We start from the raw sequence: 12049 nt of genomic DNA, 5'->3' as shown, positions 1-12049 counted from the left end.
GTCCCATTGTGCTCTTGGGCAAGAACACAATAAGACAGGTTCTGCGTTTAGTTGCCGCGCTCTAAAAGTACCTGGCGCTTAATCCTTTCGTTGCTGTATGCGGCGTAATGAACGTTCGCGACGCGATTGTTCACGGCTGCGGTCCAGCAAGATTTCCTCAATGAAAGCCAGGTGACGGTGCGACGCTTCGCGCGCCTGCTCCGGCTCCCCGGCCATTATCGCCTCGAATACTCGGGTGCGATGGTTGCTTACCAGCGGGAGCATCTCCCGACGGGCATACAACAATTCAAAATTCTGACGAACGTTCTGGGCCAGCATCGGCTCCATGCAGCGTAGCAGATGGAGGAGCACCACGTTGTGTGCCGCTTCGGTGACGGCGATTTGATACTGGACAACGGCGCTGGACTCGGCGTCTAAATCGCCGGACTGCTGTGCCCGTTCAATGGCCTGATGCAGTTCGCGGATACGCACGCGATCTTCATCAGTGCTGCGAAGGGCGGCGTAATAGGCCGCAATACCTTCAAGCGCGTGACGGGTCTCAAGCAGGTCAAACTGGGATTCTGGGTGGTCAGAGAGAAGTTCTACCAGCGGATCGCTGAAGCTCTGCCACAGGCTGTTTTGCACAAAGGTTCCGCCGCCCTGGCGACGAAGCAGCAAGCCCTTTGCTTCGAGGCGTTGAATCGCCTCACGCAGAGAGGGACGTGAAACGTCGAACTGTTTTGCCAGCTCGCGTTCTGGCGGAAGTTTCTCACCCGGGCGCAGAGTCCCTTCGAGGATTAAAAACTCCAGCTGCTGCTCAATCACATCAGATAGTTTTGGTTGGCGAATTTTGCTGTAGGCCATATTCCCTGTCTTACGCCTTTTTGCCCGGAGTCAATTGGTCTTACCAATTTCTAGTTCGTATCGCTAAAGTAACAAAGTATTCACCTTCTGTCCATATTGGTTTTGATTGAAATCAGTAAACCCTGCACATTTTAACAACCTTACAGAAATAACGTTTCAGAAATGTAACTTTGCACAAATGTGTTGATTACTCCCAAAGAGGGAGTTTTAACCATAATGAAACGAGGGGTTTTGCAATCTGAAGCGATTCAACATGGCAAATAATGAAAATTCGCCCACTTAAGAAGCATTTCTATTCTATAGGTTGGGTTAGGAAGAATAAGCGGGCCGATTTACAAATGCTTTCTTTTTATTCAAGTCGTCAGCATCCCTTCATAAAGCAGGTGCATTCGCAGGCGCTTACCACTATTCTGGCGCGTACGGAAGTCTTCTCCGCTTTTTTCGGTTTGTTTAACCGTAAAGAAATAAATACAGAATATGGACTTTCATAATTACACACGCACAGCGTGAACATAACAACCACACACGAGGTTTCAAATGGAAGCTCAACAGCACGGCGATCAGCTAAAGCGCGGACTTAAAAACCGCCATATACAGCTCATCGCACTGGGCGGTGCGATTGGTACCGGCCTGTTTCTGGGCAGCGCATCCGTTATCCAGTCAGCCGGTCCGGGTATTATTTTGGGTTACGCGATTGCGGGTTTCATTGCTTTTCTGATCATGCGCCAGCTTGGCGAAATGGTCGTTGAAGAGCCGGTCGCAGGCTCGTTCAGCCACTTTGCCTATAAATACTGGGGCAGTTTTGCGGGCTTCGCCTCCGGCTGGAACTACTGGGTGCTGTACGTTCTGGTTGCTATGGCCGAGCTGACCGCCGTCGGGAAGTACATTCAGTTCTGGTATCCGGAGATCCCAACATGGGCGTCTGCTGCAGCCTTCTTCGTGATTATCAACGCCATTAACCTGACCAACGTAAAAGTGTTCGGCGAGATGGAGTTCTGGTTTGCCATTATCAAAGTCATTGCCGTTGTGGCGATGATTATCTTCGGTGGCTGGCTGCTGTTCAGCGGCAACGGCGGCCCGCAGGCTACCGTGCGTAACCTCTGGGAACAGGGCGGCTTCCTGCCTCACGGCATGACCGGTCTGGTGATGATGATGGCAATCATTATGTTCTCCTTCGGCGGCCTGGAGCTGGTGGGTATTACCGCCGCCGAAGCCGATAACCCGGAGCAAAGCATCCCGAAAGCCACAAATCAGGTTATCTACCGTATTCTGATCTTCTATGTGGGCTCACTGGCCGTGCTGCTCTCCCTGCTGCCGTGGACGCGCGTTACCGCTGACACCAGCCCGTTTGTTCTCATCTTCCACGAGCTGGGCGATACCTTTGTCGCCAACGCCCTGAACATCGTGGTGCTGACCGCAGCGCTCTCCGTTTACAACAGCTGCGTATACTGCAACAGCCGTATGCTGTTCGGCCTGGCCCAGCAGGGCAACGCGCCGAAGATGCTGCTCAACGTGGATAAACGCGGCGTGCCGGTGAATACCATCATTGTTTCAGCCATCGTGACCGCGCTGTGCGTGCTGATTAACTACATGGCACCGGAATCGGCGTTTGGCCTGCTGATGGCGCTGGTAGTCTCTGCTCTGGTTATCAACTGGGCGATGATCAGCCTGGCGCACATGAAGTTCCGCCGCGCGAAACAGCAGCAGGGCGTCACCACGCGCTTCCCTGCCCTGCTCTATCCGCTGGGTAACTGGATTTGCCTGCTGTTTATGGCGGCCGTGCTGGTGATCATGCTGATCACGCCGGGCATGGCGATTTCCGTCTACCTGATCCCGGTCTGGATTGCGATCCTTGGCGTTGGCTATCTCTTCAGCCAGAAAAGCCGTAATGCCATGAAGGCGCACTAAACCTCTCGCCGCGGCACCTGTTTTTGCGGGTGCTGCGCGTTGTTACCTCCTTCACACTTTCACGCCAATAGCACATTTATCCATATCACCGCCCTGATACTGCAACGCATATATTCCTTTGCCAGCGAATAATTCTCCCCATACCGTAAACCGGAGAGCTGTCGATGGATAACAACAAACTGTCAGTAAAAGAAAAGATCGGCTATGGGATGGGCGACGCGGGATGCAACATCATCTTCGGCGCCATCATGCTGTTTGTTAACTATTTCTATACGGATATTTTTGGCCTGGCGCCTGCGCTGGTCGGCGTGCTGCTGCTGTCCGTCCGCGTAATTGATGCCGTAACGGACCCGATTATGGGGGCGATTGCCGACCGTACCCGCAGTAAATATGGCCGGTTTCGTCCATGGCTGCTGTGGATTGCGTTCCCCTACGCGCTGTTCAGCATTCTGATGTTCACCACCCCGGAGTGGAGCTATAACAGCAAAGTTATCTATGCGTTTGTCACCTACTTCCTGCTCTCGTTAACCTATACGGCCATCAACATCCCTTACTGCTCGTTAGGTGGGGTGATCACCAACGATCCAAAAGAGCGCGTGGCCTGCCAGTCGTATCGCTTCGTGCTGGTCGGCATCGCCACGCTGCTGCTCTCCTTAACGCTGCTGCCGATGGCCGACTGGTTTGGCGGGGATAACAAAGCCAAAGGCTACCAGATGGCGATGACTGTCCTGGCGCTGATTGGTACCTGTATGTTCCTGTTCTGCTTCGCCACCGTGCGCGAGCGCGTGCGTCCGGCAGTGCAAACCAACGACGAACTGAAAAACGACCTGAAAGACGTGTGGAAAAACGACCAGTGGGTGCGCATTTTGCTGCTCACGCTGTGCAACGTCTGCCCGGGCTTTATCCGCATGGCGGCGACCATGTATTACGTCACCTGGGTGATGGGCCAGAGCACCCACTTCGCCACGCTGTTTATCAGCCTGGGCGTTGTCGGCATGATGCTTGGCAGCGTGCTGGCGAAAGTGCTGACCGACCGCTGGTGTAAGCTGAAGGTCTTCTTCTGGACCAATATCGTGCTGGCGGCATTCTCCTGCGCCTTCTATTTCTTCGACCCGAAAGCCACCGTTACCATCGTGGTGCTCTATTTCCTGCTGAACATCCTGCACCAGATCCCGTCTCCACTGCACTGGTCGCTAATGGCCGATGTGGACGACTACGGCGAGTGGAAAACCGGAAAACGCATCACCGGGATCAGCTTCTCGGGTAACATCTTCTTCCTGAAACTGGGCCTGGCGATTGCCGGTGCGATGGTCGGCTTCCTGCTCTCCTGGTACGGTTATGACGCGGGCGCAAAAGCGCAAAGCGCGGACGCCATTAACGGGATCGTGCTGCTCTTTACCGTCATTCCGGGCATTGGATACTTAATTACCGCTGGGGTGGTACGTCTGCTGAAAGTGGACCGTGAGACCATGAAGCAGATCCAGTCCGATCTGGAAAAACGCCGCAACAATTACCGCGAGCTGAATGACTATCAGGAACTCAAAGCCGCTGAGACTAAATAAGGAAAGCCGCATGCATAACTGGCCAAACCCGTTTATCGAACAACGCGCCGACCCGTACATTTTACGCCATGAGGGACAGTACTATTTTATTGCCTCCGTGCCGCAGTACGACAGGCTGGCGATCCGCCGCGCAGACTCGCTGGAAGGCTTACGTCATGCCGAAGAAGTGGTGGTCTGGCGCAAACCCGAGACCGGCCCGATGAGCCAGCTAATCTGGGCGCCAGAACTGCACCACATTGACGGAAAGTGGTACATCTATTTTGCCGCCACGCACACCCAGGCGCTCGACGCGCTCGGGATGTTCCAGCACCGCATGTTTGCGATTGAGTGTGCGGACCGCGATCCGCTCAGCGGTACCTGGATCGAGAAAGGGCAAATCAACACCCCGTTCGACACCTTCGCCCTGGACGCCACCACCTTTGTTCATCAGGGCAAACGCTGGTACCTGTGGGCGCAAAAAGCCCCGGATATTTCCGGTAACTCTAACCTCTATCTGTGCGAAATGGAGAACCCGTGGACGCTGAAAGGCGAGCCGGTGATGCTCAGCAAGCCAGAATACGACTGGGAATGCCGTGGTTTCTGGGTCAACGAAGGTCCGGCGGTGCTGGTTCACGGCGATAAGCTGTTTATCAGCTACTCCGCCAGCGCCACCGATGAGAACTACTGCATGGGGTTACTGTGGATAGACCTGAACGCCGATCCGCAAAACCCGGCAAACTGGCACAAATCCCCTCGCCCGGTTTTCGTCACCAGCTACGAGAACCGCCAGTACGGGCCAGGCCACAACAGCTTTACGCAAACGCCGGAAGGGGAAGATGTATTGGTATACCACGCAAGAAATTACACCGAAATTGAAGGCGATCCGCTTTACGATCCGAACCGTCATACTCGCCTGAAGCTTGTCCGCTGGGACGAAAACGGGATGCCTGATTTCGGCATCCCGCCTGCGGATACGTTATAGCCTCTGCGGCGCGCTGGGTTACACCAGCGTGCCGTAAATCGTCAGCAGCGCCACAATCACCACCACCACAAACGAGGTTTTCTTCGCCATTGAAACGGCGGCTTTTGGCGTTTCGATCTTGTCGGTATGCGGTTCGCGCGCCAGCGAGAACTGCGCCAGGCGCGTCAACACCTGGTACTGGGACGTATGGCGGTCCCCAAGAGAAGCGAACCATGCGGGCAGCGCTTTTTCACCGTGGCCAATTAAGGCGTACACCACGCCCACCAGACGCACCGGAAGCCAGTCGAGCACGTGCAGGATGGCATCAATGCCGGACAGCAAACGCTCATGCGGCGTCAGATAACGGGCAAGCCAGGTCTGCCAGGCGCGCAGGAACGAATAGCCCATCAGCAGTACCGGCCCCCACGGGCCGCCCACCACAAACCAGAACAGCGGAGCAAGGTAGTAGCGGAAGTTAATCCACAGCAGCGCGTTTTGCAGCTCGCGCAGGAACTCGCGCTCGTCGCAGTCCGGCGGCACGCCGTGGATCATCGTCAGCTCGCTCGCCATCGCGCCGCGCGCGTGGGCATCGTCACGGGAGGCGGCTTTCAGGTAGGCGTGATAGTGCAAACGCACCTTGCCCGCACCAATGCACAGCACGCCGAGCAGGATCCACACCACCAGCAGCGGCACGTTGAAAAAGAGTCCGTACAGCGAGCGCAGCAGCAGGAAGGTAATCAGCATGACGCCCGCCATCATCAGCAGCGTGCGCAGCATGGAAAAGTGCTTGATGCGGCGGAATAACACCTCCAGCCGGTGATCCAGTTGCCAGTGCTCGCCGAGCTTGAACAGGCGTTCGGCGATGATAACCAGCAGCATGGTAAACAACGTCATGGTATCTCCTTATTCTGACGACGCGGCAAGCATGGCGCGAAACCGCGGCCAGTCAAATGCCGGGCCGGGATCGGTTTTTCTCGCCGGAGCGATATCGCTGTGCCCGGTAATATTGTCGGCGATTGCCGGGTAGAGTCCGATAAGCGTGTGGATAATAGCAACCAGCTGCTGATACTGGGCATCGGTGTAGGGGGTAGTATCCGTGCCTTCCAGCTCAATCCCAATCGAGAAATCGTTGCACCGTTCGCGCCCGTGATACATCGATACCCCGGCATGCCAGGCGCGCTTATCAAAAGGAACATACTGAACCACCTCACCATCACGCCGAATCAGGCAGTGAGCCGACACGCGCAGATGCGCAATCTCAGCGAAGAAGGGATGAGCATTGGGATCTATAGTTCCCGTGAATAACGCATCGATCCACGGGCCGCCAAACTCACCCGGCGGGAGGCTAATATTATGAACCACCAGCAGTGTGGGCTTTTCATCCTCCGGGCGGCAGTCGTGGTGCGGCGAGGGCACATGCCGCGCATCCACCAGCCATCCGTTTTCTAACAACATGCTGGAACTCCTTCTGTATGGTGCAATGACTCGGTTCAGAGTAGCATGTTTCAATATTATGATTCGTTACCAATTTGGAGTTTTATCATGCCGCCTCGCCGCTACAACCCCGACCACCGACGTGAAGCGCTTCTGGAACGTATTAATATGGATATTCCGGCAAGCGTCGCCCATGCGTTGAAAGAAGACCTGGGGGGTGACGTTAACGCCGATAAAGATATTACCGCACAATTGTTGCCAAAAGAGACACGCTCGCACGCGGTCATTATCACCCGTGAGGAGGGCGTTTTCTGCGGCAAGCGTTGGGTTGAAGAGGTCTTTACTCAGCTGGCGGGTGACGATGTACAGGTGACATGGCACGTTGATGATGGTGATGCAGTGACCGCCAATCAGCCGCTGTTCGAGCTGGACGGTCCTTCCCGCGTATTACTGACCGGCGAGCGTACCGCGCTCAATTTTGTCCAAACGCTCTCTGGCGTCGCCAGTGAAGTGCGCCGCTACGTTGACCTGCTGGCCGGCACCCGTACCCAACTGCTTGATACCCGCAAAACGCTGCCGGGCCTGCGCACTGCGCTGAAGTACGCGGTGCTCTGCGGCGGCGGCGCAAACCATCGTCTGGGCTTATCCGATGCTTTCCTGATTAAAGAGAACCACATTATCGCTTCAGGCTCCGTGCGTCAGGCGGTGGAAAAGGCCTTCTGGCTGCATCCGGATGTGCCGGTTGAGGTGGAAGTTGAAAGCCTGGAAGAGCTGGAGCAGGCGATTAAGGCCGGGGCCGATATCATCATGCTCGATAACTTCGAGACGGAGCAGATGCGCGAGGCGGTGAAACTGACCAACGGCCGGGCCCAGCTTGAAGTGTCCGGAAACGTCACTTTCGAGACGATCCGTGAGTTCGCCGAAACCGGCGTGGATTACATCTCCGTTGGCGCGCTGACCAAGCACGTTCGCGCCCTCGATCTCTCAATGCGCTTCAAATAACGCACGCTCCCCTCTCTGCCCGGAGAGGGGAATTTCAGCCTCGCTCGCAAATCCATTGTCCTTCTCTGCAACACGGAATGAATTCTCTGAAGCTCCTTTCTCGTTATCTTTTTTGCCCCTCGTTTCTGCCCTGTCCCGCTGACAAAGTAGCGCCACTTTGCATAAGGAGCAGATATGGACAGACAACAAGGATTCACACTCATTGAGCTGATGGTGGTCATTGGCATCATTGCGATTCTGAGCGCCATCGGCGTTCCCGCCTATCAGAACTACCTGCGTAAAGCAGCCCTCACCGATATGCTGCAAACTTTCGTTCCCTATCGCACTGCCATTGAGCTTTGCGCGCTCGATCGCGGCGGCGTGGAGAGCTGCGATGCCGGCAGTAACGGTATTCCCTCTCCTGCCACGACGCGTTACGTTTCAGGAATGAGCGTGGCAAAAGGGGTCGTGACCTTAACAGGCCAGGAGAGCCTGAACGGGCTGACGGTAACCATGACGCCGCAGTGGAGCAACGGCAACGGTATGACGGGCTGGACGCGTGACTGCAATATCAGTGCTGACAGCGCGCTTAAGCAGGCCTGCGAAGACGTCTTCCGCTTCGACACTAACTAAGGAGCGGATAATGAACACCGATCAACTCGTGGCGCTTTGTCTTCGCCACCATGCCCTGCTGCTCACCAGCGACAGCGACATGATTAGCATCGCCGTCGTGGGAACCCCCGCGCCTGAACTGATGGAGGCCCTGCGCTTCGCGACCCAGAAGCGGATTGATATCGAATGCTGGAGCGCTGAACGCATGGAAAAGCACCGGCAGTTAACAGCGCAATCGCATCTGCCCGTCGTTTCGCAACCCCACTCTGCGGTGGATATCCTCAACCAGACGCTGCAGCAGGCAGTAAACCAGCGCGCGTCTGACATCCATATCGAACCAATGGAGCACGCGTGCCAGATCCGCTTACGTATCGACGGGGTACTTTATCCGCAGCCTCCCCTTTCCGCCGCGCTGGCGACGATGCTCAGCGCCCGGTTAAAAGTGCTGGGTAATCTGGATATTGCGGAACGGCGCTTACCTCAGGACGGTCAGTTTACGATTGAGCTGACAAACGAGCCGGTCTCGTTTCGTATCGCCACGCTTCCCTGCAACGGCGGTGAGAAAATTGTGCTGCGTTTGCTACATCAGGTTCAGCAGGCGCTGGAGCCGAACGCGCTTGGCATGAGCGCTAAACAGCTGACCTGTTTTAATGAGGTACTCCACCAGCCTCAGGGGCTAATTCTGGTCACCGGCCCGACGGGCAGCGGCAAAACCGTGACGCTGTACAGCGCGTTGCAGTCGCGTAACACCCCTGAGGTCAACATCTGCAGCGTGGAGGATCCCATCGAGATCCCGCTTGCGGGGTTAAATCAGACGCAGGTTAACCCCCGCGCGGGCTTAACATTCCAGAGCGTACTGAGAGCGCTGCTCCGTCAGGATCCGGACATCATTATGGTCGGGGAAATTCGCGATGGTGAAACGGCAGAAATTGCCATTAAAGCCGCGCAGACCGGGCATCTGGTATTGTCGACGCTGCACACCAACTCGACGACGGAAACCCTCATTCGTCTGGAGCAGATGGGCGTGGCGCGCTGGATGATCTCTTCCGCGCTCTCGATGGTAATTGCCCAGCGGCTGGTTCGGCGCCTTTGCCCGCACTGCCGACAGAAAACAGGGGAGCATACGGACCTGCCGCGCTCGGTTTGGCCGCGGCAACTTCCTCGCTGGCAGCCTGCAGGCTGCGATCGTTGTTATCACGGTTTTTACGGGCGCGTGGCCATTTTTGAAGTACTTGCGATCGATAATCCCCTGCGCCAGGCTATTGCCAGCGGGGCAGGCACCGAGGTGATTGAAGCCAGCGCCCGACAGGCTGGACTCATCTCGCTGTTTGAACACGGCTGCATGGCCGTTGAACAAGGGATGACCACGCTTGAAGAGTTAGTGCGTGTTCTGGGTATGCCCGATGGCTGCTAATCAACTCTGGCGCTGGCGAGCAATCTCCGCTGAAGGAGCCCCCCGACACGGGGTACTCTGGGCCACCGACCGCAACGCAGCCTTCACCAGGCTGATGCGTAACGACCTCCATCCTCTGGCCCTGACCCGATGCGCTCAAAGGCACCGCTGGCGTCCACATCACTGCTACGAGATGTTTCGTCAGCTCGCAACGCTCCTGCAGGCCGGGCTGACGCTCGCGCATAGTCTGCAAATGCTGGCAGACCAGCATCCAGTAGAACCGTGGCGGGGGCTACTGCAAAACGTTGCCGATGAACTCAGTGAAGGCTGTCCTTTTTCTGAGGCGCTCAAAGGGTGGCCAGCGGTCTTTAGCCCACTGCATATCTCAATGGTGAAAACCGGAGAGCTAACGGGGAAGCTTGAAGCGTGCTGCCGAGAGCTTGCAGAGCAGCAAAAAGCGCAGCAGCAGCTCAGCGCGAAGGTGAAAAAAGCGCTGCGCTACCCGGCGATCGTCCTGACGCTGGCCGTGCTCGTCGTGCTAGCAATGGTCACCCTGGTTTTGCCCGAATTTGCCGCGATCTACAAAACCTTTAATACCCCGCTTCCGGCGCTGACGCGAATTGTTATGGGGATAGCCGCGTTTATGCAGTCATATGCCCTTGCGCTGTTCGCGATGCTGCTTGTTCCCGTAACCGCAGCCTGGCCTCTGCGACACCATCCTCGCTGGCAGCGTATTCTGCTGAGTTTTCCCGTAATGGGCGCGCTGGCGAAAGGGCAAAAACTGGGGCAGATCTTCACCGTGCTGTCGCTCACGCAGCAGGCGGGCATTGCATTCTTACAGGGGCTTGAAAGTGCAGAAGAGACTGTTGAAAGCCGGTACTGGCAGGGAATACTCCGCAGCATACGCGAGAACATTGAAAAAGGTCTCCCCGTCTGGTCGTCCTTTCAGAAGGCGGCAATGTTTACCCCGCTCTGTATTCAGCTTTTACGAACCGGCGAGATGTCAGGTTCGCTGGACGTCATGCTGGCAAACCTTGCTCGCCATCACACGGAACAGACCTTTCAACGGGCAGACAACCTGGCGGCGCTTCTGGAGCCACTGCTCCTGGTTGTTACGGGGGTTATCATCGGCACGCTGGTGGTGGCAATGTATCTGCCGATTTTCCATCTGGGTGATGCGATGAGCGCGGGGTAGTGCAGTAGCGCTGGCGCACGAGCATGCGCCAGCGAAAGCCATTACAGGCTATTGAAAACGCGGTTTTCCTGCTCCTGAACGCGAATAAACGTTGTGCGTTTCGTCAGCTCTTTCAGGCGGGATGCACCCACGTAGGTACAGGCTGAGCGCAGGCCGCCCAGGATGTCGCGCGCGGTGTTTTCAACCGGGCCGCGCAGAGGCAGCTTCACGGTTTTGCCTTCTGCCGCACGGTATTTTGCCACGCCACCGACGTGGCGGGTCATCGCGGATTCAGAGCTCATACCGTAGAACAGCATGAATTTCTCGCCGTTCTCTTCCACCACGGTGCCGCCGCTCTCTTCGTGGCCTGCCAGCATACCGCCGAGCATCACGAAGTCCGCGCCGCCGCCAAAGGCCTTTGCGACATCGCCCGGCATGGTGCAACCGCCGTCGCTGATGATCTGGCCGCCCAGGCCGTGCGCCGCGTCGGCACATTCAATGACCGCGGAAAGCTGCGGATAACCAACTCCGGTCTTCACGCGCGTGGTGCATACGGAGCCCGGGCCAATGCCCACTTTCACGATGTCGGCACCGGAAAGGATCAGCTCTTCACACATTTCACCGGTCACCACGTTACCCGCGATGATGGTTTTGGTCGGCCAGGCTTCGCGCGCCTTGCTGACGAACTGCACGAAGTGCTCGGAGTAACCGTTCGCCACATCAATACAAACGAAGCTAAGCGCCGGGTTAGCATTCAGGATCTGTTTGGTTTTCTCGAAATCGGCATCGGAAGTACCGGTGGAAACCATCACGTGCTTCACCACGTCAGCAGAGGCGGACGCAACAAACGCATTCCACTCTTCAGGAGTGTAGTGCTTGTGGACTGCAGTAAGAATATCGAACTGAGCCAGCGCCGTTGCCATCTCAAAGGTACCGACTGTATCCATGTTGGCAGCAATGATTGGCACGCCAGACCACGTCTGACCGGAATGCTTAAAGGTGAATTGACGTTCGAGTTCAACGTCTGAGCGACTTTTCAGTGTAGAGCGTTTAGGGCGGATAAGAACGTCTTTGAAACCTAACTTCAGATCTTCTTCGATACGCATGTGCGGATTCCTGGGGTTAGAGGCAAATATGTTAAAAGCACAACTCCAGTGACGCTATCATACGCACTAATACCTGCTCCGCAAGACTGCGAAATT

The 12049-nt window shown here is 56.2% G+C and carries 12 protein-coding genes; 8 read left to right on the top strand and 4 right to left on the bottom strand.

What is annotated here, in order from left to right; translation table 11 throughout:
- Nucleotides 1-78 precede the first annotated feature (78 nt).
- The gene (gene pdhR, locus IM303_RS12725) at nucleotides 79-843 is read right to left on the bottom strand and encodes a pyruvate dehydrogenase complex transcriptional repressor PdhR (RefSeq protein ID WP_006173806.1); all 765 of its coding nucleotides are present in this window, start codon (nucleotides 841-843) and stop codon (nucleotides 79-81) included.
- Between the two features lie 263 nt (nucleotides 844-1106).
- Here pdhR and IM303_RS12720 point away from each other — a divergent pair, with 263 nt between their 5' ends.
- From IM303_RS12720 to IM303_RS12705, 4 genes are all read left to right on the top strand, one after another.
- The gene (locus tag IM303_RS12720) at nucleotides 1107-1334 is read left to right on the top strand and encodes a hypothetical protein (protein ID WP_080351077.1); all 228 of its coding nucleotides are present in this window, start codon (nucleotides 1107-1109) and stop codon (nucleotides 1332-1334) included.
- A 46-nt stretch (nucleotides 1335-1380) separates the two neighbouring features.
- Nucleotides 1381-2751 (top strand): aromatic amino acid transporter AroP, encoded by a 1371-nt coding sequence (gene aroP / locus IM303_RS12715; RefSeq protein WP_028015528.1) that lies wholly within the window; start codon nucleotides 1381-1383, stop codon nucleotides 2749-2751.
- Between the two features lie 164 nt (nucleotides 2752-2915).
- Nucleotides 2916-4313 (top strand): glycoside-pentoside-hexuronide (GPH):cation symporter, encoded by a 1398-nt coding sequence (locus IM303_RS12710; RefSeq protein WP_049000515.1) that lies wholly within the window; start codon nucleotides 2916-2918, stop codon nucleotides 4311-4313.
- 10 nt (nucleotides 4314-4323) lie between these two features.
- Complete coding sequence (locus tag IM303_RS12705) at nucleotides 4324-5274, top strand: family 43 glycosylhydrolase (protein ID WP_049000513.1); 951 nt, start codon at nucleotides 4324-4326, stop codon at nucleotides 5272-5274.
- 18 nt (nucleotides 5275-5292) lie between these two features.
- On the opposite strand, the gene ampE is transcribed toward IM303_RS12705, so the two are convergent.
- Together ampE and ampD are read right to left on the bottom strand one after the other, a co-directional pair.
- Nucleotides 5293-6147, bottom strand: coding sequence for a beta-lactamase regulator AmpE (gene ampE / locus IM303_RS12700; RefSeq protein WP_041911235.1), 855 nt, complete (start codon nucleotides 6145-6147; stop codon nucleotides 5293-5295).
- A 9-nt stretch (nucleotides 6148-6156) separates the two neighbouring features.
- The gene (gene ampD, locus IM303_RS12695) at nucleotides 6157-6708 is read right to left on the bottom strand and encodes a 1,6-anhydro-N-acetylmuramyl-L-alanine amidase AmpD (RefSeq protein WP_049000512.1); all 552 of its coding nucleotides are present in this window, start codon (nucleotides 6706-6708) and stop codon (nucleotides 6157-6159) included.
- Between the two features lie 87 nt (nucleotides 6709-6795).
- Here ampD and nadC point away from each other — a divergent pair, with 87 nt between their 5' ends.
- The 4 genes from nadC (at nucleotide 6796) to hofC (ending at nucleotide 10868) form a co-directional block, all read left to right on the top strand.
- Nucleotides 6796-7689 (top strand): carboxylating nicotinate-nucleotide diphosphorylase, encoded by an 894-nt coding sequence (gene nadC / locus IM303_RS12690; protein ID WP_045259465.1) that lies wholly within the window; start codon nucleotides 6796-6798, stop codon nucleotides 7687-7689.
- Between the two features lie 174 nt (nucleotides 7690-7863).
- On the top strand, nucleotides 7864-8301 hold the full coding sequence (gene ppdD / locus IM303_RS12685; protein ID WP_028015522.1) for a prepilin peptidase-dependent pilin: 438 nt from the start codon (nucleotides 7864-7866) through the stop codon (nucleotides 8299-8301).
- A gap of 10 nt (nucleotides 8302-8311) precedes the next feature.
- On the top strand, nucleotides 8312-9694 hold the full coding sequence (gene gspE / locus IM303_RS12680; protein ID WP_049000510.1) for a type II secretion system protein GspE: 1383 nt from the start codon (nucleotides 8312-8314) through the stop codon (nucleotides 9692-9694).
- Nucleotides 9684-10868 carry a protein transport protein HofC gene (gene hofC / locus IM303_RS12675; protein WP_193359996.1) on the top strand — a complete coding sequence of 395 codons (1185 nt, stop codon included), beginning with the start codon at nucleotides 9684-9686 and terminating at the stop codon, nucleotides 10866-10868. The genes gspE and hofC overlap by 11 nt, the downstream gene beginning before the upstream one ends.
- A gap of 41 nt (nucleotides 10869-10909) precedes the next feature.
- Here hofC and IM303_RS12670 read toward each other — a convergent pair whose 3' ends face one another.
- Nucleotides 10910-11953, bottom strand: coding sequence for a GMP reductase (locus tag IM303_RS12670; RefSeq protein WP_028015519.1), 1044 nt, complete (start codon nucleotides 11951-11953; stop codon nucleotides 10910-10912).
- Between the last annotated feature and the right edge of the window lie 96 nt (nucleotides 11954-12049).

This window comes from Enterobacter cloacae complex sp. P38RS, from assembly GCF_014930775.1.
In the GTDB taxonomy this organism is placed as follows: Bacteria; Pseudomonadota; Gammaproteobacteria; order Enterobacterales; family Enterobacteriaceae; genus Enterobacter; species Enterobacter bugandensis.
This window is presented reverse-complemented; position numbering and strand designations above follow the sequence as displayed.